Origin of the sequence: Serratia sp. CY52157, from assembly GCF_052168495.1 — a bacterium.
In the GTDB taxonomy this organism is placed as follows: domain Bacteria; phylum Pseudomonadota; class Gammaproteobacteria; order Enterobacterales; family Enterobacteriaceae; genus Serratia; species Serratia ureilytica.
This window is the reverse complement of the sequence record NZ_JBJNMO010000007.1, coordinates 62,420-79,976: the sequence shown is the minus strand read 5'-3', so window position 1 is coordinate 79,976 and position 17,557 is coordinate 62,420. Positions and strand designations below refer to the sequence as shown.

Below are 17,557 nucleotides of genomic sequence, written 5' to 3'. Positions count from 1 at the left end.
TCTCCGCCCTTTGTTTATTCCAGCTGCTGCAGCTCGCCCTGCTTGCTCACCCGCCAACGGTGCTCGCAAAAAAACAGCAGCGGGTTATCCTGCTTGCTGTCGCTGTAACCGCTGTACAGTTTCAGCGGCGCGCCGAGCCGTTGCTCCAACTGCACCACTTTTTGTACGCCCAGACAGCGCAAGGTCAGCACCCAGCCGCCATAGCGGCGCGCGATGCGGCTGCCGACCAATCGCACCCGCGGCAGAAACGCCGAATCCCGATACACCTGCGCCACCAGTTGCTCCGGCGAGCCGGTAATCAGCCACACCTCGGCATCGTGCTCATCCAAATACTGCCGCAAGCGCATTTGCACCACCGGAAACGCAGTGACCTTCTGGCGGAAAACCTCGATGAACTGCCGCTCCAGCGCCTTCAGCGTCGCTTCGGTACGCCCGAAGGTGATAGCCCACAGCAACAGGCTCATCGGCCAGCGCGCGGCGCGCCCCAGCAGCAACAGCGCCAGGCCAATCAATGGCAACAGCGGTATCACCAGCAGCAAATTCAGCGGTAAACGGCGCAGCAGGAAACGCAAGAAACTGCCGAACATATCCTCCTGATGCAGAGTGCCGTCCAGATCGAAAAAGACCACGCGGCGCCCTGCTGCGGCCGATGGTTGCTGCTTGTCGCTCAAACGCTACTCCTCGGGATCGTTGAACCCCATCATCCAGGTGAAGAGAAAACCGGCGATAATCGTAATCAGCATCCCCGCCAGATACAACATCACCTTACCTGAGACGATGGTCAACGCCAAAGGCAGCCCCGAAATGCCGAAGGTAATCACCGTCGCCACTTTCCAGTAGCTGATCACCGCGCCGCCTACCGCACCGCCGAGGCAGGCGCCGATAAACGGCCGGCCCAGCGGCAGCGTCACCCCGAAGATCAGCGGCTCGCCGATGCCGAGAATGCCGACCGGCAACGCCCCTTTGATCACCTTCTTCAGCCGCGCGTTACGGGTTTTCAACAGCACCGCCAGCGCCGCCCCCACCTGACCGACGCCGGCCATCGCCAGGATCGGCAACAGCGGGTTGGAACCGTGCGCCTGCACCAGCTCGACGTGGATCGGCACCAGCCCCTGGTGCAAGCCAGACAGCACCAGCGGCAGGAACAGCCCGGAGAGCAGCGCCCCGACAAGCAGCCCGCCCTTGTCGATCGCCAGATTGGCGCCGTGGGCGATGGCATCGGAAATGGCGCCGCCGATCGGCTGCAGGATCAGGATCGCCAACGAGGCGGTCACCAGCGTGGTCAGCAGCGGATTGAGGATCAGTTCGACCGACTCCGGCAGCAGCGTGCGCAGGCGTTTCTCCACCCAGCACATCAACGCCACCACCAGCAGCACGGCGATCACCCCGCCGCGCCCCGGCTGCAGCGCCTCGCCGAACAGGGTGATCTGCGCCAGCGCCGGGCTGGAGAGGATCCCGGCCATCACGCCGCCCATCGCCTGTGAGCCGCCGAACACCCGCGCGGCGTTCACCCCGACCAGAATGTTCATGATGGCGAACACCGCGCTGCCGAAGATCGCCAGCAGCCCCAGCGCGTTCGGGTAGTCCAACGCCAACTGTCCGGCGATGTCGGGCCGTTTCAGCAGGTTGATGATGCCGGTGATCAGCCCCGAGGCGATAAACGCCGGGATCAGCGGAATAAAAACGTCGGCCAGTTTTTTCAGCGCGCCGCTCATCGGCGCCGCGTATTTCTGTTTGGCCTGCGCCTTGGTGCGGGCGGCGTCACCAACCGCGGGCTGCGCGCTGCCGCTCAGCAAAGCGCGCATGGCGTCCACCACCTTGGCGGCGGCGCCCGGGCCGACGATAAACTGATGCTGTTCACCCTGCTTGATATAGCCCTTCACGCCGGGCAACTGCTTGAGGGCCGCCAGATCCAGACGCTGTTCGTCGCTGACCTCGACGCGCACCCGCGTCATGCAGTTCTCCAGTTTGAGGATATTGCCCTCGCCCCCCACGCCCGCCAGGATCTGTGTCGCCAATGCCGTTGTCTTGTCCATCGCCGCCCCCACCGTGAATTAACGCGCCAACGCCGCGCGCAGGTAGCCGTCGTGCCGCTGCAGCCGCTGCTGCGCCTCATCGGCGCTGACGCCGGCTAAAATCATCAGGATCGCCGGTTTGACCTCAAAGCCGGTCTGCGCCAGCGCCGCCTCCGCCTGAGCGCGTTCGGCGCCGGTGGCCTCCACCACGATGCGGCAGGCGCGATCCACCAGTTTGACGTTGGTGGCCTTCACGTCCACCATCAGGTTCTGGTAGACCTTGCCCAGCTTGACCATCGCGCCGGTCGACAGCATGTTGAGCACCAGCTTCTGCGCGGTGCCTGATTTCAGGCGCGTCGAACCGGTCAGCGCCTCCGGCCCCACCACCGGCGAGATCGCCACCTGCGCTTCGTGCGCGATCGGCGAATCCGGGTTGCAGGAGATGGCCGCCGTCGGGCAACCCAGCCCGCGCGCATAGCGCAGCGCGCCGATCACGTAGGGCGTGCGCCCCGAGGCCGCCAATCCCACCACCATATCGACGGCGCTCAGGTTCAGCGCGCTGAGGTCGGCCTCACCCAGGGCTGCGTCATCTTCCGCCCCTTCCACCGCTTTGAGCAGCGCGCCCGGGCCGCCGGCGATTAGCCCCACCACCACACCGTGCGGCACGCCGAAGGTCGGCGGGCACTCGGAGGCATCCAGTACGCCCAGGCGCCCGCTGGTGCCGGCGCCCAAATAAATCAGCCGCCCGCCGGCCTTCAGCGCCGCCGCGGCCAAATCGACCGCCTGCGCGATCGCCGGCAGCACCTTTTCAATCGCCTCCGGCACCTTGCGATCTTCCTGGTTAAAGCAGCGGACCATGTCCAGCGTCGACATCTCATCCAGCCCCATGGTGGCCGGGTTGCGGGTTTCCGATACCAGTGCGCCTAAGTTCATCTGTTCACCTTTGAATTTTTAATTCACAAAATTAAATCAATATTTGAATATTTTATTCAACAAAGCGAGCGCTATTTGCTATTTTAACGACGAGCTCACAAAAATTTTCACCGCGCGTTTTCGCCGCCTGCGTGGCAAAATGGCCGCTGGTTTCCAGGGAAAGATCAATGAGTACCCTTCTGCGCATTCGCCAGATGTATCCGACACTGGCGCAAAACGACCGCAAGCTGGCGGATTTTTTGCTGAACAACGCCGAACAGGCGCGCCATCTCAGCTCGCAAAAGCTGGCCCAGTTGGCCGGCGTCAGCCAATCGAGCGTGGTGAAGTTCGCCCAAAAGCTGGGCTATAAAGGTTTCCCGGCGCTGAAGCTGGCGCTGAGCGAGACGCTGGCCCAGCCGCAGGCCGAACCGGTAGTGACCGTTCATAACCACATTCTCAGCAGCGACACGCTGAAAACCGTCGGTGAAAAGCTGTTGGCGGAAAAGCAGGCGGCGCTGCGCGCGACGCTGGACATCAACAGCGAAGAACGGCTGCATCAGGCGCTGGACATGCTGCGCCAGGCGCGCCGGGTGATGCTGATCGGCATCGGCGCCTCCGGGCTGGTGGCCAAGGATTTTTCCTTCAAGCTGCTGAAAATCGGGGTGATGGCGGTGGCCGAAGCGGATATGCACGTTCAACTGGCGGCGGTGCAGGCGCTGGACAAACGCGATCTGCTGGTGGCGATCTCCTTCAGCGGCGAGCGGCGTGAAATCAATCTGGCGGCGGAAGAAGCGCGCCAGGCCGGCGCCAGGGTGCTGGCGCTGACCAGCTTCTCGCCCAACGGCCTGCAGCAACGCGCCGATCACTGCCTCTATACCATCGCCGAAGAGCCCCGCACCCGCAGCGCGGCCATCTCTTCCAGCACCGCCCAGTACGCTCTCACCGACCTGCTGTTTATGGCGCTGATCCAGCACGACCTCGATCATGCCCGCGACCGTATCAGGCACAGCGAACAATTGATGAAAAAGTTGGTTTAACCGGTATAATCGCCGCTGCGAAAAATACCCCTGTTAATAATGAGAGATACGTCATGGCCCTGCTAATCACACGCAAATGCATCAACTGCGACATGTGCGAGCCGGAATGCCCGAACCAGGCGATTTCGATGGGCGATGAGATCTACCAAATCGATACCGACCGCTGCACCGAGTGCGTTGGCCATTACGATACGCCAACCTGTCAGCAGGTCTGCCCGATCGACAACACCATCATTACCGATCCGCAGCATCGCGAGACTAATGAGCAGCTGTGGGATAAGTTCGTGGTGTTGCACCACGCCGATCGCATTTAACCCGCCGCAGGGCTGACAAGGGCGCCGCAGGGCGCCCTTTCTATTTTCAGCTTTCGACGATCACCGTCGCGCAGGCATAGCGCCGTTCATCGGCCAGCGAAACGTGGATCGCGGTGACCCCCATCTCCCCCGCCAGCTCGGCGGCGCGGCCGTGCAAACGAATATTCGGTTTGCCCAACGCATCGTTGAACACCTCGAACTGGTTGAACGCCAGGCCGTTGCGAATGCCGGTGCCGAACGCCTTGGCGGTGGCCTCTTTCACGGCGAAACGCTTGGCCAGAAAGCGAATCGGCTGCTGGTGCTGCTGGTACAGCGCCCACTCGGCGTCGCTTAGCACCCGGCGCGCCAGACGATCGCCGCTGCGCTCCACCACCGCTTCGATACGCGCCATCTCGACGATGTCGGTACCCAGCCCGAGCACCGCCATTACCGGCGCGCTTCCCGCATCAACACTTTCATGTCGGCAACCGCGGCCGGCAGCCCGCTCATCACCGCCTGGCCGATAATCGCATGGCCGATGTTCAGCTCGTGCATTTCCGGCAGCGCGGCGATCGGCTGCACGTTGTGATAGGTCAGGCCGTGGCCGGCGTTGACCTTCAGCCCCTTCTCGGCCGCGTAGGCGGCGGCGACCGCGATGCGGCGCAGCTCGGCCTGTACCGCCAGCTCGCCCTGCGCTTCGGCGTAGGCGCCGGTGTGGATTTCAATATAGGGGGCGCCCACCGCCACCGCCGCGTCGATTTGGCGATGATCGGGATCGATGAACAGCGAGACCAGAATGCCCGCCTGCGCCAGGCGCTCGACCGCCACGCTCATTTTGTCCAGCTGGCCGGCGACGTCCAGGCCGCCTTCGGTGGTCACTTCTTCGCGCTTTTCCGGCACCAGGCAACAGAAATGCGGCTTCAGCTCCACGGCGATGTCCAGCATCTCGTCGGTCACCGCCATCTCCAGATTCATGCGCGTCTGGATGGTCTGGCGCAGCAAACGCACGTCGCGGTCGGTGATGTGGCGACGGTCTTCGCGCAGATGCACGGTAATGCCGTCGGCCCCCGCCTGTTCGGCAATGAATGCCGCCTGAACCGGATCCGGGTATTGGGTTCCGCGCGCGTTACGTAACGTGGCGATGTGATCGATATTGACGCCCAACAGTAAATCAGCCATGACAACCTCTAAATACGATTTTCAGTGCCAGCAGTTTACACGCGGGTGCAGAACGGCAAAAGGGGAAAAGGTCAGGCGTCGTCGACCGGCGTATTCGGCTGTTTGCGCACGAATTGGCGAAACAGTTCGCGGCTCTTCAACGGCTTGCCGCCGAGGTAGGGTTTCAGCGCCATGCGGGTGAAACGCTTGGCGGCGCGCAACGTCTCGGCATCGGGAAACTGCCGCTCCGCCAGCGCGCGCAGTTCGCGCCCGGTGAAGCTGTAGTGATCCACCACCAGGCTGGCGATAAAGCCTTTCTCTTCACGGTAGCGGTAGGTCATGGCGTCATCCACCGGCAGGCCGCTGCCGGCGCAGTGCAGGAAATCGAGGCCGTAACCCAGGTGCTGCAACAAGGCCAGCTCGAACTGGCGCAACGCCTGTTCCGGCGAGCTGTCTTCCGCCGCCAGCGCCTGCAGGCACTGCAGGTAGTCGAAGAACAGCACCGAGTAGTTGGTTTCCTGCTCCAGCACGCGCGCCAGCAGTTCGTTCACGTACAGGCCGCTGTAAAGCATCATGCCGCTGAGGGGTAAACCGAGAGAGACCGCTTCGGCGTTGCGCAGCGTTTTCACTTCGCCGCGGCCGCCCCAGCGCACTAACAGGGGGGTAAAGGGCTGCAGGCAGCCCTTCAGATTGGAGCGGCGGCTGCGCGCGCCTTTTGCCAGCAAGCGCACCCGCCCATGACCTTCGGTAAACAGATCCAGCATCAGACTGGTTTCACTGTACGGCCGCCCATGCAGGACGAAAGCGCGCTCCCAGCCGTCCACGGCGTTACTTCAGATCGTCAACATAGCCCAGGCTGCGCAGCGCACGTTCGTCGTCCGCCCAACCGGATTTCACTTTCACCCACAGCTCCAGATGCACTTTGGCGTCGAACATCTGTTCCATGTCCTGGCGCGCTTCAATGCCGATGGTTTTGATCTTGGCGCCCTTGTTGCCGATGACCATTTTCTTCTGGCCTTCGCGCTCGACCAGGATCAGGCCGTGCACATCGTAGCCGCCGCGATCGTTGGCCACGAACTGTTCGATTTCCACCGTCACCGAATACGGCAGCTCTTCACCCAGGAAACGCATCAGCTTCTCGCGGATGATCTCAGACGCCATAAAGCGCTGGGAGCGATCGGTGATGTAGTCTTCCGGGAAGTGGTGCTCTGCTTCCGGCAGCAGCTTGCGCACGATGCCGGCGATGGTGTCGACGTTCATCCCTTTCTCGGCGGAGATAGGCACCACGTCGAGGAAATTCATCTGCTGGCTGAGGAATGCGATGTGCGGCAACAGCTTGGATTTGTCGGTGACGTTATCGACCTTGTTGATCGCAAGCAGTACCGGGCAGCGCAGGCTGCGCAGCTTGTTGACCACCATTTCGTCGTCGGCGGTCCAGTTGGTGCCTTCGACCACGAAGATAACCAGTTCGACGTCGCCGATCGAGCTGCTGGCCGCGCGGTTCATCAAACGGTTGATGGCGCGTTTTTCTTCGATGTGCAGCCCTGGGGTATCGACGTAGATCGCCTGATAGGCGCCATCGGTGTCGATGCCCATGATGCGGTGACGGGTCGTCTGCGGCTTACGCGACGTAATGGAAACCTTCTGCCCCAGCAGTTGGTTCAGCAACGTCGATTTGCCCACGTTCGGGCGGCCAACGATGGCGATAAAACCGCAGTGTTGTTTTACTTCACTCATTCAAGCTCCAGCTTTTTCAGCGCTTGTTCCGCTGCCGCCTGCTCGGCTTTACGGCGGCTCGAGCCGGTGCCCACCACGGGCTCGCTCAAACCACTCACCTGGCAGTGGATGGTAAACTCTTGGTCGTGCGCTTCACCGCGAACCTGCACCACCAAATAAGAAGGCAACGGCAGATGACGCCCCTGCAAAAATTCCTGCAAACGGGTTTTCGGGTCTTTCTGCTTATCACCGGGGCTGATTTCGTCCAACCGGCTGCGATACCAGTCCAAAATCAGGCGCTCGACGGTCTGGATGTCGCTGTCCAGGAACACGCCGCCGATCAATGCCTCCACCGTATCCGCCAGGATTGACTCGCGGCGGAACCCACCACTTTTCAATTCGCCCGGCCCAAGCCGCAGACATTCGCCCAGGTCAAACTCGCGCGCCATCTCCGCCAGCGTGTTGCCGCGCACCAGCGTGGCGCGCATGCGGCTCATATCGCCCTCGTCTACGCGAGGAAAGCGGTGATAGAGCGCATTGGCGATGACAAAGCTAAGAATCGAGTCACCCAGAAACTCAAGACGTTCATTGTGTTTACTGCTGGCGCTGCGGTGAGTCAAAGCCTGCAGTAAAAGCTCCTGCTGTTGAAAAGTGTAGCCCAGCTTCCGCTGCAGCCTGTTTATTACGATGGGGTTCATGAGTTACCAATAGATCAAGAATGCGTCAAAAACTTGCAGCATACGGAACAGGCCTGCTTCGCCGAAAGCCGATCCAAAGCTGTTTCGTTTGCAGTGGCTCCCAGCAGGAGCCAACTTTTATCGCCCGAGAAAGTATTCTACAACGAGTGGAAACATAATGCTGTGTTTATATCCCCTTAATCTTTCACGCCGCAGCAGGCTGCGGCGTGAAATTGACAGGGAATAAATCAGCGATTAATGAATGCCGCCAATCCGGCTGAAACGCACGCCGGTAGGCCACTCGCCTTCCTGCTTTTCAAAGCTCATCCAGATGGCCGTGGCTTTACCCACCAGATTCTTCTCCGGCACAAAGCCCCAGTAACGGCTGTCCGCGCTGTTGTCGCGGTTGTCGCCCATCATGAAGTAATGCCCGGCCGGCACCACCCACTCCGCCAGCGGTTTGCCCGGCTGTTGGTAGTAAGCGCCCACCTGATCCTGCGTGCCCGGCACGGTCAGGATGCGGTGCGTCACGTTGCCCAGGCTCTCCTGACGTTCACGCAGACGAATGCCGCCCTGCGGCACGTTGTCATTCAGCGGGATCTGGTAGAAACCGTTGCTGGCCTCGCCCATGCCGCTGCGGCTGAACAGCTGTACGAAGTCGCTCGGCTGCGCGTCGGCGTAGGTGACCGCCAGCGCGGTATCGCAGGACTGCCCGCTGTTGCACGACGGCTGCACCGTAACGCGCTTATTCACCGGATCGTAAGTAATACGGTCGCCCGGCAGGCCAATCACGCGCTTGATATAATCCAGCTTCGGATCCAGCGGATATTTAAATACCGCAATATCGCCGCGCTTCGGATGACCGGTTTCAATTAGCGTGGTCTGGGTTATCGGATCTTTAATGCCGTAAGCATATTTCTCCACCAGAATGAAATCGCCAATCAACAGCGTCGGCATCATTGAGCCGGACGGGATTTGGAACGGTTCGTAAATAAACGAGCGCACCACAAAGACCAGCAGCAACACCGGGAAGACCGATGCCCCGGTCTCTACCCAGCCTGGCTGCTTAGCCACTTTCGCCAGCGTTTTATCGTCTACTGCGCCCGCGGTCTGCTCGTTGACCGCCGCAATCTTCGCGCGGCGGGCCGGCGCCCATTTAAAGCGCTCGAAGCACCAGATGATCCCGGTGACCAGGGTGGCCAACGCCAGGATCAGGGCAAACATATTCGCCATGCAAACTCCCTCGTTTCGCGAACTCGTCGCGGTTACTTGCCGTCTTTACCGACGTGCAGAATGGCCAGGAACGCTTCCTGCGGCAGCTCTACGTTGCCGACCTGCTTCATGCGCTTCTTACCGTCTTTCTGTTTCTGCAGCAGCTTTTTCTTACGGCTGACGTCACCGCCGTAGCATTTCGCCAGCACGTTTTTACGCAGCTGCTTCACGGTGGAGCGCGCGATGATGTGCGTGCCGATCGCCGCCTGAATCGCGATGTCGAACTGCTGACGCGGGATCAGATCTTTCATCTTCTCCACCAATTCACGGCCGCGATACTGCGAGTTGTCGCGGTGGGTGATCAGCGCCAGCGCATCCACGCGCTCGTTGTTGATCAGCACGTCCACGCGCACCATGTCGGAGGCCTGGAAGCGCTTGAAGTTGTAATCCAGCGACGCATAACCGCGCGACGTGGACTTCAGGCGGTCGAAGAAGTCGAGCACCACTTCCGCCATCGGGATTTCATAGGTCAACGCCACCTGGTTGCCGTGGTAGACCATGTTGGTCTGCACGCCGCGTTTCTCAACGCACAGGGTGATGACGTTGCCCAGGTATTCCTGCGGCATCAGCATGTGGCATTCGGCGATCGGCTCGCGCAGTTCCTGGATGTTGTTCAACGGCGGCAGCTTGGATGGGCTGTCGACGTAGATCACTTCTTTGCCGGTGGTTTCCACTTCGTAGACTACCGTCGGCGCGGTGGTGATCAGATCCAGATCGTATTCACGCTCCAGACGCTCCTGAATGATCTCCATGTGCAGCAGACCGAGGAAGCCGCAGCGGAAGCCGAAGCCCAACGCGGTGGAGCTTTCCGGTTCGTAGAACAGGGAGGCGTCGTTAAGGCTCAGCTTGCCTAGCGCATCGCGGAAAGACTCATAGTCGTCGGAGCTGATCGGGAACAGACCGGCGTACACCTGCGGCTTCACTTTTTTGAAGCCCGGCAACGCTTTATCCGCCGGCTGACGCGCCTGCGTCAGGGTATCGCCCACTGGCGCGCCGAGGATGTCTTTGATCGCGCAGACCAGCCAGCCCACTTCGCCGCAGTTCAGCACGTCGCGATCGACCTGCTTCGGCGTGAAAATGCCCAAACGATCGGCGTTGTACACCTGGCCGGTGCTCATGACCTTGATCTTGTCGCCCTTGCGCAGCGTGCCGTTCTTGACGCGCACCAGCGACACGACGCCCAGGTAGTTATCGAACCAGGAGTCGATGATCAGCGCCTGCAGCGGCGCATCCGGATCGCCCTGCGGCGCAGGAATGTCGCGCACCAGGCGCTCCAGCACGTCGGGCACGCCGACGCCGGTTTTGGCCGAGCAGCGCACGGCATCGGTGGCGTCAATGCCGACGATGTCTTCAATTTCCTGCGCGGCGCGATCCGGATCGGCGGCCGGCAGGTCGATTTTATTCAACACCGGCACCACTTCCAGATCCATTTCGATCGCGGTGTAGCAGTTGGCCAGCGTCTGGGCTTCTACGCCCTGGCCGGCGTCCACCACCAGCAGCGCGCCTTCGCAGGCCGCCAGCGAGCGGGACACTTCATAGGAGAAGTCAACGTGGCCTGGGGTGTCGATAAAGTTAAGCTGATAGGTCTGCCCATCCAGCGCCTTGTAATCCAGCGTGACGCTCTGCGCCTTGATGGTGATGCCGCGCTCGCGCTCCAGATCCATGGAATCGAGCACCTGCGCAGCCATTTCACGGTCGGACAGGCCACCGCAAATTTGGATAATGCGGTCAGACAGCGTCGACTTACCGTGGTCAATATGGGCAATAATGGAGAAATTTCGTATATGCTTCATTATAAAAGTTTTTCTGCCTTGGTATTTCTGAATTACTCGCCTATAGAAACCCGCATGGACCTAAAGCGACAGTGAATGGGTTAGGCCGTCTTGCACCTGAATCGCTGCATTCTACATGCCACACCACTGAAAACCTAGCGATCGGTGCAGTGAAGGCATTCTATTATGCGCAGCTAAATGTTACAGGGCGCCCCGGCTGATGAAAACAGATGTTAACACGGGCTATACGGCCTGAACCCAAGGCTTGCAGGTGCTCCGTGGCCGTCAAACTCCGGCGCTAATACATAACCGGCCGCAGCGCAATAAACCCCTTCTGAAATTATCGAAAAAGAATATTTGGATCAACCTCTTAGAATTCGATTTTGCCCCACATCCTTTAGGAAAAACCCCATATACGCCACCACCGTCCCTCGGATAGAAAGGGCATGAACTCCGCGACAAAACATTATTCCGGGCACTACATCGGCAGCCCACCGGGGTTCACCAGCATATCTGCGTACGTTGATTGGAAGGTGCATTATGATCGATAAAGGGCAAATGCTGAGCCGGCACGATTTTTCGAAGGTCAACTGGGGCATTCTGGCGGCGGCGGCGCTGCTGTTCAGCGTGGGGGCCGCGCTGTTGGTGCTGCCGCTGCTGAGCAGCATTGATGAGAACGACGTCATCACGCTGTTGCAGGCCGGCGCGGGCACAATTTTACTCGGCTGTACGCTGCTGGCGCTGCGGCATTACCTGCGCCCGGTGTTGACATATCGGCTCTACGAGCACGGCGTGCGGGTCTTTGACGGCCACCATCACAAAGAGCGTTTCATTCCGTTTGAGAAAATCGGCGACATCTATCGCTTTCGCGGCGGCAAGGCTTTTGGCGGGTTGTTTGACGTCACGGCGTTCCGCGCCGGCGCGGATCAGCCCTGGTGCACGGTCTTCAGCAATGTCGCCCATTCGTGGCGACTGGCGGACGTGATCGTCGATCAGCAGCTGCAGCAGCGCGGGCCATTGGCGTTGAACGCGCTCTATCAGGGGGAGACGGTGTCGTTTCACACGGTTGAGGGCGACGCACGCTGGCTGTGGCAGTTGCTGCTCGGCAAACGGCAAGGCACGCCGACCGAAACGCTGCGGCTGAGCGCCACCCTGCTGACCACTGAACGGGGCAACGTGCCTATCGAGCAGATCCGCGCGTTGGAAAATCATCCGCAGCGCGGCATCCGCTTATTCGACGGCCAGGGCAATGTGCTGTTCGCTATCAACGATGATTCGCTGCTCAGCGCCGATCTGTTCATCGCGCTGCTGGAACATATGATCCACAACCGCATCCCCGCCTATCACAACCCGGCGATGACGCGGTCGTCGGTTTAAATCAGCGGGGAGTTTTCCGCCTGCATGCGCAGTGCGGTAGGCGGTAAGCCAATCTGCAGCACCACCGGCTGATAGTCGGCCTGCTCGCCCAAATGCCGGGCCAAGCGGCGCGCCAGCATAAAGGCCACCCCGCCGCCCAGTACGGCGCCGACTGCCGCCGAGGCGTCGCTGCCGAAACAATATTGCAATAACGCGCCACCCAGCATCATGCCCAGCAGCGGCGTCAGGTAAACCAGCATGGCGGAGCGCAGCAGGCTGCCTTCCGCAATGCCGACCTCGACGCGCTGCCCCGGCTCGAGCGGCTGATCGATATGCACCTGCAGCTGATGCTCGGTTTCCGGCACCAGCTCGTTCAACGCACGCGCGCCACAGCCGGAGCGCGCGGTGCAGCTGCCGCAGCCGGCCTTGGGTTCACAGCGCAGCAGCGCTACGCCCTGTTGCCACGAAACCACCGTGGCCCACTCTTTCATCATTACGGCGATACCTTGAAAGAAATGCTGTCGGCGATGCGTTTGGCCGTCGCCGGCGGCAATTCGCCCACAATCGTGATTTCGTTGCCCGCACGCACTTCGGTCTGGATGGTGCGGCGCCCTTGACGGTAGTACTGCTGCCCGGCTCCGCTGCCCGCCGGGCTGACGTTGACCGAGAAGCTGAACAAGCCGTCGCTGTAAAGGCGGGATTCAACCGGCACGGCGACGTTCGGCAATTTGCGGCGGTTGCGCGCCACCTCGTCTACCCCCGCCGGCAGCCAGCCGGTGCTCCAGCTCAGCTGGACGTTTTCCACCGCCGGCAGCGACAGCAGCGGCGGCAGGTTGGCTTTGAGCAGCCCCTGCATCGCGCCCTGCACGTCGGCGCCGACCGCGAAGGAGATCACCCGATATTGCTCCAGCGTTTCGCCGTCGCGATCGAGCAAATCCACCCGCAGCGGCAGCTTGGTGTCCTCGTCCATCCAGACGATGTAGCTGTAGCGGGAACCGTCGCGCGCCACCACGCGCAGCACTTCACACGGCCGATCGGCGATGCGGGTGCTGCCCACGGAGATAAAGTCGTAGTACTTGGCCAGGCGGGTGAAATCGGCATAAACGATCGCCGGCAGCGCATCGACGATGTGATCGCCGGTGAGCGTGAACGGCTCCAGGCCGGGTTCGAAGTAGCTGATCCCGCCGCCGCGCTGCAGCACTTCGCGGCGCGGGCCGTCCATGTGCAACAGCTGGCCGAGCGGCACGTTGCCGATCACCGCATGGCGATAGCGCAACGACTCGATTCCCTGCTTGCTGATGCTGATGTAGGCGAGCTCGTAATTGAGAGAACGGCTGGCGCTGCTCATCTGTTGCAATAACGCCCCGGACGCAGTCGGCTGCGCCGGGGCGATGCTGGAATAGAGCAGGCTGCCCGTCAATAAACAAACGGAGAACCAGATTTGCTTCATTACTGCTGTTGCATTCCTAAAGACTGAGTTCCGGGAACCTGAATGGCAGCCTGTTGCGGATTGCTTTGCTCAAGCTGCAGCTGATCCGAATGCAGGCGACGTTGCAGTTCATAGTCCTGCAGCATGGCGTTGATACGCTTACGCTGTTCCTGCACCTGCTGCTGTTGGCCGCTGCCGGTGGAGAAACTGTCGGCAGGAACGCCCAGGCTGACCGGTGAGGCCTGGCCCATGATCGGCAACGTGGTGAAGGCCGGCGATTCGGACGCGTTCGATGACGCAGAAGGCTGGTTGTAGTGCTGCACGCCGACGATGACCGCCAGCGACACGCAGGCCGCCATGCCGATTTGCGTAATCTGGCTCGCCCAAGGACGCACTTTGTCCCAGAACGGCATTTTCTGCCAGGTGTGAGGCTGCGGCTGAGATTCCTGAACGGCGGAAGGCACCAGCCGGGCAGGTTCTTTCTCAAGTGCAGCGGCGACGCGATCGGCGATATCGAAATGCATCACTTGTCCGATATCACCCCGCAGTGTGTCACGTATCAGGTGATAGCTCTGCCAGCTTTGCTGAAGCGTTCGATCTTGCGACAGAGAACTCAACAGCTCGCTGTCGAACGATTCACCATCCATCAGAGCGGAAAGCTTTTCTTTCTGCATGCCTAAGTACCCTTCCTGTGCCCGCCATTGCTAACGCTGGATCAGCGGTTGAACTTTATTATCGATAGCTTCCCGGGCGCGGAAAATACGCGAACGTACGGTTCCGACCGGGCAATCCATGATGGCGGCTATCTCTTCGTAGCTTAGACCATCCAACTCCCGCAGGGTAATCGCCATGCGAAGATCCTCAGGGAGAGACTCAATGGTACGGAAAACTATCTGTCTCAGCTCTTCTGACAACATTAAGTTCTCAGGGTTCGAAATTTCTTTCAGTGCGCCCGCACTTTCGTAATTTTCCGCATCGTTGGCGTCCACATCACTGGATGGCGGACGGCGCCCCTGAGCAACCAGATAATTCTTTGCCGTGTTCACGGCGATTCGATACAACCAGGTATAAAAAGCGCTGTCGCCACGGAACGATTCCAGTGCGCGATAGGCCTTGATAAACGACTCCTGCACCACATCGGGCACATCGCCCTGCGGCACATAGCGGGAAACGAGACTCGCCACCTTATGCTGATAGCGCACTACCAGTAGGTTAAACGATTTCTGGTCGCCCTTTTGGACCCGCTCAACCAGAACTTGATCCGTTAACTGCTCGCTCATCCGAGGTAAACTCTCCCCAAATCCGTCTCCACGCGTAAAATTGTACTGCCAGCCATACATTATTTTCCTGAGCAAGCACTCGCTTGGAGTTCATATAGAACACGAAGTTCCATATCGCCATTGTTTTTTCTGTTGATGTCACCCTATCCGTGGCTTTTGCCCGGACAGTTAGGCTAACATGAAATTCACTCTTCTTCTGCACACATCATACGTTATGCAACCATCATCTGAACATGTTAGCGATGTACTGATCGTCGGCAGCGGCGCTGCGGGCCTGTCACTGGCGCTGCGCCTGGCGCAGCATTGCAAGGTTACCGTTCTCAGCAAGGGGCCGCTCAGCGAGGGGGCCACCTTTTACGCCCAAGGCGGGATCGCCGCGGTGTTCGATGAGACGGACAGCATTGCCTCACACGTTGATGACACTTTGATTGCCGGCGCCGGCCTGTGCGACAAAGAGGCCGTCGAATTCATCGCCGGCAACGCGCGCCACTGCGTGCAGTGGCTGATCGATCAGGGCGTGCTGTTCGACACCGAGGTCAACGCGCAGGGCGAGGCGCATTATCACCTCACGCGCGAAGGCGGCCACAGCCATCGCCGCATCCTGCACGCTGCGGATGCTACCGGTAAGGAAGTAGAGACCACGCTGGTGGGGAAAGCAAGCGCTCACCCCAATATTTGCGTGATGGAACGCCGCAACGCGGTTGACCTTATTACCTCGAACAAAATCGGCCTGCCGGGCACCCGCCGAGTCGTGGGCGCTTACGTCTGGAACCGCGAGCTCGAGCGGGTGGAAACCTACCGCGCCAAAACGGTGGTGCTGGCCACCGGCGGCGCGGCCAAGGTATACCAATACACCACCAACCCGGACATCTCCTCCGGCGACGGCATCGCCATGGCCTGGCGCGCCGGCTGCCGGGTCGCCAACCTGGAGTTCAACCAGTTCCACCCGACCTGCCTGTTCCACCCGCAGGCGCGCAACTTCCTGCTGACCGAAGCGCTGCGCGGCGAAGGGGCTTACCTGAAGCGCCCGGACGGCAGCCGCTTTATGCCGGATTTCGACCCGCGTGGCGAACTGGCACCGCGCGATATCGTCGCCCGTGCCATCGACCATGAAATGAAGCGCCTGGGCGCCGACTGCATGTACCTGGACATCAGCCACAAGCCGGCGGAGTTCATCACCCAGCATTTCCCGATGATCCACGAAAAGCTGCTGACGCTGGGCTTCGATCTGACTCGGCAACCGATCCCTATCGTCCCGGCGGCGCACTACACCTGCGGCGGCGTGATGGTCGATCAGCACGGCCGCACCGATCTCGACGGGCTGTACGCCATCGGCGAGGTCAGCTACACCGGCCTGCACGGCGCCAATCGCATGGCGTCGAATTCGCTGCTGGAGTGCCTGGTTTACGGTTGGTCGGCGGCGGAAGACATTCTGCAGCGCCTGCCGTTCATCCAGCAGGCCAAACAGGTGCCGCACTGGGATGAAAGCCGGGTGGACGATGCGGACGAACGGGTGGTGATTCAACACAACTGGCACGAGCTGCGGCTGTTCATGTGGGATTACGTCGGCATCGTGCGCACCACCAAGCGCCTTGAGCGCGCCCTGCGCCGCATCAACACGCTGCAGGCGGAAATCGACGAGTACTACGCTCACTTCCGCATCTCCAACAACCTGCTGGAGCTGCGCAATCTGGTGCAGGTGGCCGAGCTTATCGTGCGCAGCGCCATGGCGCGCAAAGAGAGCCGCGGCCTGCACTACACGCTGGACTACCCGGATTTGCTGCCGGAAGCGCTGCCGACCATTTTGCAGCCTTAAACTCTGCGACAGGGCGCCTTATCGGCGCCCTTTTCTTTTCAGTAGAACAGGTAGAAGTCGGTGATCAACCGGCGGAAATCGTCGGTATAGCTGCCGTCGGCCTGTTTGATCGCCAGCGCCTGCTCCCGCAGCGGCGTTTCCCGCCGCGTCAACGCCAGCAACACCCGGTGCAGCGGCGTATCGGCCCGATCGCTGACGTTCACTTTCGCCGCCGTGTGCCAACCGCTTTGCTGCGCCAGGCGTTCGAATGCGGCGCCGATGTCGTGCGGCAGCACCACGCAGAACGTACCCTGTTCCGCCAGCAGCTGTACTGCACAGGCTAACAGCGCCTCGTGCGTCAGGGTTTCGGTGTAGCGCGCGTTGTGGCGCGCCTGGTCGCGGCAGGCCACCGCCGGCTCAAAATAAGGCGGATTGCTGACGATCAGATCATACTCAGCGGCATGCTGCTGCGCATAATGGTGAATATCCTGCGCATGCACGCGGATGCGCTGCGGCCACGGCGATTCCGCCGCGTTTTCGCGCGCCTGGCCGGCGGCGGCTTCATCCAGCTCCACCGCATCGATGGTCACTTCGTCGCCGCTGCGCTGCGCCAGCATCAGCGCGATCAGCCCGCTGCCGCTGCCGATGTCCAGCGCCCGGCGCGCCTGCCCCAGCGGCGCCCAGGCGCCGAGCAGCACCCCGTCGGTGCCCACTTTCATGGCGCAACGATCGTGGGCGACAAAGAATTGTTTAAAGGTAAAACCCCCGCGGCGTGGGGTAAAATCGGCTTTCGATCGCTTGCTCACACTCACCACCTGGCTATAAAACTGGCGTAGCATAAGGCA

The 17,557-nt window shown here is 60.8% G+C and carries 19 protein-coding genes; 4 read left to right on the top strand and 15 right to left on the bottom strand.

The window, feature by feature from the left end; translation table 11 throughout:
* Window positions 1-14: 14 nt before the first annotated feature.
* The 3 genes from yfhb to murQ are packed head-to-tail and all read right to left on the bottom strand — an operon-like array spanning window position 15 to window position 2,948.
* Entirely contained in the window at window positions 15-671 is a 657-nt protein-coding gene (gene yfhb / locus ACJ8IP_RS20385) for a phosphatidylglycerophosphatase C (RefSeq protein ID WP_042785222.1), read from the bottom strand.
* A gap of 3 nt (window positions 672-674) precedes the next feature.
* Window positions 675-2,036, bottom strand: coding sequence for a PTS transporter subunit EIIC (locus ACJ8IP_RS20380; RefSeq protein ID WP_072627118.1), 1,362 nt, complete (start codon window positions 2,034-2,036; stop codon window positions 675-677).
* Window positions 2,037-2,054: 18 nt separating this feature from the next.
* On the bottom strand, window positions 2,055-2,948 hold the full coding sequence (gene murQ, locus ACJ8IP_RS20375; RefSeq protein WP_216474705.1) for an N-acetylmuramic acid 6-phosphate etherase: 894 nt from the start codon (window positions 2,946-2,948) through the stop codon (window positions 2,055-2,057).
* Window positions 2,949-3,115: 167 nt separating this feature from the next.
* On the opposite strand from murQ, the gene ACJ8IP_RS20370 reads away from it, so the two are divergent.
* Together ACJ8IP_RS20370 and ACJ8IP_RS20365 are read left to right on the top strand one after the other, a co-directional pair.
* Complete coding sequence (locus ACJ8IP_RS20370) at window positions 3,116-3,964, top strand: MurR/RpiR family transcriptional regulator (RefSeq protein WP_033644119.1); 849 nt, start codon at window positions 3,116-3,118, stop codon at window positions 3,962-3,964.
* 53 nt (window positions 3,965-4,017) lie between these two features.
* Window positions 4,018-4,278, top strand: coding sequence for a YfhL family 4Fe-4S dicluster ferredoxin (locus ACJ8IP_RS20365; RefSeq protein WP_033632309.1), 261 nt, complete (start codon window positions 4,018-4,020; stop codon window positions 4,276-4,278).
* A 46-nt stretch (window positions 4,279-4,324) separates the two neighbouring features.
* Here ACJ8IP_RS20365 and acpS read toward each other — a convergent pair whose 3' ends face one another.
* The 7 genes from acpS to lepA form a co-directional block, all read right to left on the bottom strand.
* Window positions 4,325-4,705 (bottom strand): holo-ACP synthase, encoded by a 381-nt coding sequence (acpS, locus tag ACJ8IP_RS20360; RefSeq protein ID WP_206358221.1) that lies wholly within the window; start codon window positions 4,703-4,705, stop codon window positions 4,325-4,327.
* On the bottom strand, window positions 4,705-5,436 hold the full coding sequence (gene pdxJ, locus ACJ8IP_RS20355) for a pyridoxine 5'-phosphate synthase (RefSeq protein ID WP_033651585.1): 732 nt from the start codon (window positions 5,434-5,436) through the stop codon (window positions 4,705-4,707). The genes acpS and pdxJ overlap by 1 nt, the downstream gene beginning before the upstream one ends.
* A 71-nt stretch (window positions 5,437-5,507) precedes the next feature.
* Window positions 5,508-6,239, bottom strand: coding sequence for a DNA repair protein RecO (gene recO, locus ACJ8IP_RS20350; RefSeq protein ID WP_015378804.1), 732 nt, complete (start codon window positions 6,237-6,239; stop codon window positions 5,508-5,510).
* 4 nt (window positions 6,240-6,243) lie between these two features.
* Complete coding sequence (gene era / locus ACJ8IP_RS20345; protein ID WP_004929162.1) at window positions 6,244-7,152, bottom strand: GTPase Era; 909 nt, start codon at window positions 7,150-7,152, stop codon at window positions 6,244-6,246.
* Window positions 7,149-7,829 carry a ribonuclease III gene (rnc, locus tag ACJ8IP_RS20340; protein WP_004929158.1) on the bottom strand — a complete coding sequence of 227 codons (681 nt, stop codon included), beginning with the start codon at window positions 7,827-7,829 and terminating at the stop codon, window positions 7,149-7,151. Before rnc ends, era begins: the two co-directional genes overlap by 4 nt.
* Before the next feature lie 234 nt (window positions 7,830-8,063).
* Window positions 8,064-9,041, bottom strand: coding sequence for a signal peptidase I (lepB, locus tag ACJ8IP_RS20335; RefSeq protein ID WP_033644122.1), 978 nt, complete (start codon window positions 9,039-9,041; stop codon window positions 8,064-8,066).
* A 32-nt stretch (window positions 9,042-9,073) separates the two neighbouring features.
* Complete coding sequence (gene lepA / locus ACJ8IP_RS20330) at window positions 9,074-10,873, bottom strand: translation elongation factor 4 (RefSeq protein WP_019452315.1); 1,800 nt, start codon at window positions 10,871-10,873, stop codon at window positions 9,074-9,076.
* 519 nt (window positions 10,874-11,392) lie between these two features.
* Between lepA and ACJ8IP_RS20325 the strand changes: the two genes are divergently transcribed.
* Complete coding sequence (locus tag ACJ8IP_RS20325) at window positions 11,393-12,229, top strand: hypothetical protein (protein WP_047025580.1); 837 nt, start codon at window positions 11,393-11,395, stop codon at window positions 12,227-12,229.
* Here the strand turns inward: ACJ8IP_RS20325 and rseC are convergent.
* Genes rseC through rpoE form a run of 4 tightly spaced genes read right to left on the bottom strand, consistent with a single transcriptional unit; the run spans window position 12,226 to window position 14,917 of the window.
* Window positions 12,226-12,702 carry a SoxR-reducing system protein RseC gene (gene rseC, locus ACJ8IP_RS20320; protein WP_198793316.1) on the bottom strand — a complete coding sequence of 159 codons (477 nt, stop codon included), beginning with the start codon at window positions 12,700-12,702 and terminating at the stop codon, window positions 12,226-12,228. The two genes, ACJ8IP_RS20325 and rseC, sit on opposite strands and share 4 nt — an antisense overlap.
* Complete coding sequence (rseB, locus tag ACJ8IP_RS20315; RefSeq protein WP_025303948.1) at window positions 12,702-13,658, bottom strand: sigma-E factor regulatory protein RseB; 957 nt, start codon at window positions 13,656-13,658, stop codon at window positions 12,702-12,704. Before rseB ends, rseC begins: the two co-directional genes overlap by 1 nt.
* Window positions 13,658-14,311, bottom strand: a complete 654-nt coding sequence (gene rseA / locus ACJ8IP_RS20310) for an anti-sigma-E factor RseA (protein WP_033644125.1) — start codon at window positions 14,309-14,311, stop codon at window positions 13,658-13,660. The genes rseB and rseA overlap by 1 nt, the downstream gene beginning before the upstream one ends.
* Window positions 14,312-14,341: 30 nt before the next feature.
* A complete protein-coding gene (rpoE, locus tag ACJ8IP_RS20305) occupies window positions 14,342-14,917 on the bottom strand; it encodes an RNA polymerase sigma factor RpoE (RefSeq protein ID WP_004929136.1) in 576 nt (191 codons plus the stop codon).
* Between the two features lie 214 nt (window positions 14,918-15,131).
* On the opposite strand from rpoE, the gene nadB reads away from it, so the two are divergent.
* Window positions 15,132-16,733, top strand: a complete 1,602-nt coding sequence (nadB, locus tag ACJ8IP_RS20300; RefSeq protein WP_016929796.1) for an L-aspartate oxidase — start codon at window positions 15,132-15,134, stop codon at window positions 16,731-16,733.
* Window positions 16,734-16,771: 38 nt separating this feature from the next.
* Here the strand turns inward: nadB and trmN are convergent, their stop codons facing one another.
* The gene (gene trmN, locus ACJ8IP_RS20295; RefSeq protein ID WP_047573975.1) at window positions 16,772-17,551 is read right to left on the bottom strand and encodes a tRNA(1)(Val) (adenine(37)-N(6))-methyltransferase TrmN; all 780 of its coding nucleotides are present in this window, start codon (window positions 17,549-17,551) and stop codon (window positions 16,772-16,774) included.
* Between the last annotated feature and the right edge of the window lie 6 nt (window positions 17,552-17,557).

What these genes read in the sequence shown, in the direction of transcription:
- ACJ8IP_RS20365 (WP_033632309.1), top strand. Translation starts at nt 4,018, where the DNA reads ATGGCCCTGCTAATCACACGCAAATGCATCAACTGCGACATGTGCGAG.
- rnc (WP_004929158.1), bottom strand. Translation starts at nt 7,829, where the DNA reads ATGAACCCCATCGTAATAAACAGGCTGCAGCGGAAGCTGGGCTACACT.
- rseC (WP_198793316.1), bottom strand. Translation starts at nt 12,702, where the DNA reads ATGATGAAAGAGTGGGCCACGGTGGTTTCGTGGCAACAGGGCGTAGCG.
- ACJ8IP_RS20380 (WP_072627118.1), bottom strand. Translation starts at nt 2,036, where the DNA reads ATGGACAAGACAACGGCATTGGCGACACAGATCCTGGCGGGCGTGGGG.
- ACJ8IP_RS20325 (WP_047025580.1), top strand. Translation starts at nt 11,393, where the DNA reads ATGATCGATAAAGGGCAAATGCTGAGCCGGCACGATTTTTCGAAGGTC.
- rseB (WP_025303948.1), bottom strand. Translation starts at nt 13,658, where the DNA reads ATGAAGCAAATCTGGTTCTCCGTTTGTTTATTGACGGGCAGCCTGCTC.
- acpS (WP_206358221.1), bottom strand. Translation starts at nt 4,705, where the DNA reads ATGGCGGTGCTCGGGCTGGGTACCGACATCGTCGAGATGGCGCGTATC.
- trmN (WP_047573975.1), bottom strand. Translation starts at nt 17,551, where the DNA reads ATGCTACGCCAGTTTTATAGCCAGGTGGTGAGTGTGAGCAAGCGATCG.
- ACJ8IP_RS20370 (WP_033644119.1), top strand. Translation starts at nt 3,116, where the DNA reads ATGAGTACCCTTCTGCGCATTCGCCAGATGTATCCGACACTGGCGCAA.
- pdxJ (WP_033651585.1), bottom strand. Translation starts at nt 5,436, where the DNA reads ATGGCTGATTTACTGTTGGGCGTCAATATCGATCACATCGCCACGTTA.
- lepB (WP_033644122.1), bottom strand. Translation starts at nt 9,041, where the DNA reads ATGGCGAATATGTTTGCCCTGATCCTGGCGTTGGCCACCCTGGTCACC.
- rseA (WP_033644125.1), bottom strand. Translation starts at nt 14,311, where the DNA reads ATGCAGAAAGAAAAGCTTTCCGCTCTGATGGATGGTGAATCGTTCGAC.
- murQ (WP_216474705.1), bottom strand. Translation starts at nt 2,948, where the DNA reads ATGAACTTAGGCGCACTGGTATCGGAAACCCGCAACCCGGCCACCATG.
- rpoE (WP_004929136.1), bottom strand. Translation starts at nt 14,917, where the DNA reads ATGAGCGAGCAGTTAACGGATCAAGTTCTGGTTGAGCGGGTCCAAAAG.
- era (WP_004929162.1), bottom strand. Translation starts at nt 7,152, where the DNA reads ATGAGTGAAGTAAAACAACACTGCGGTTTTATCGCCATCGTTGGCCGC.
- nadB (WP_016929796.1), top strand. Translation starts at nt 15,132, where the DNA reads ATGCAACCATCATCTGAACATGTTAGCGATGTACTGATCGTCGGCAGC.
- lepA (WP_019452315.1), bottom strand. Translation starts at nt 10,873, where the DNA reads ATGAAGCATATACGAAATTTCTCCATTATTGCCCATATTGACCACGGT.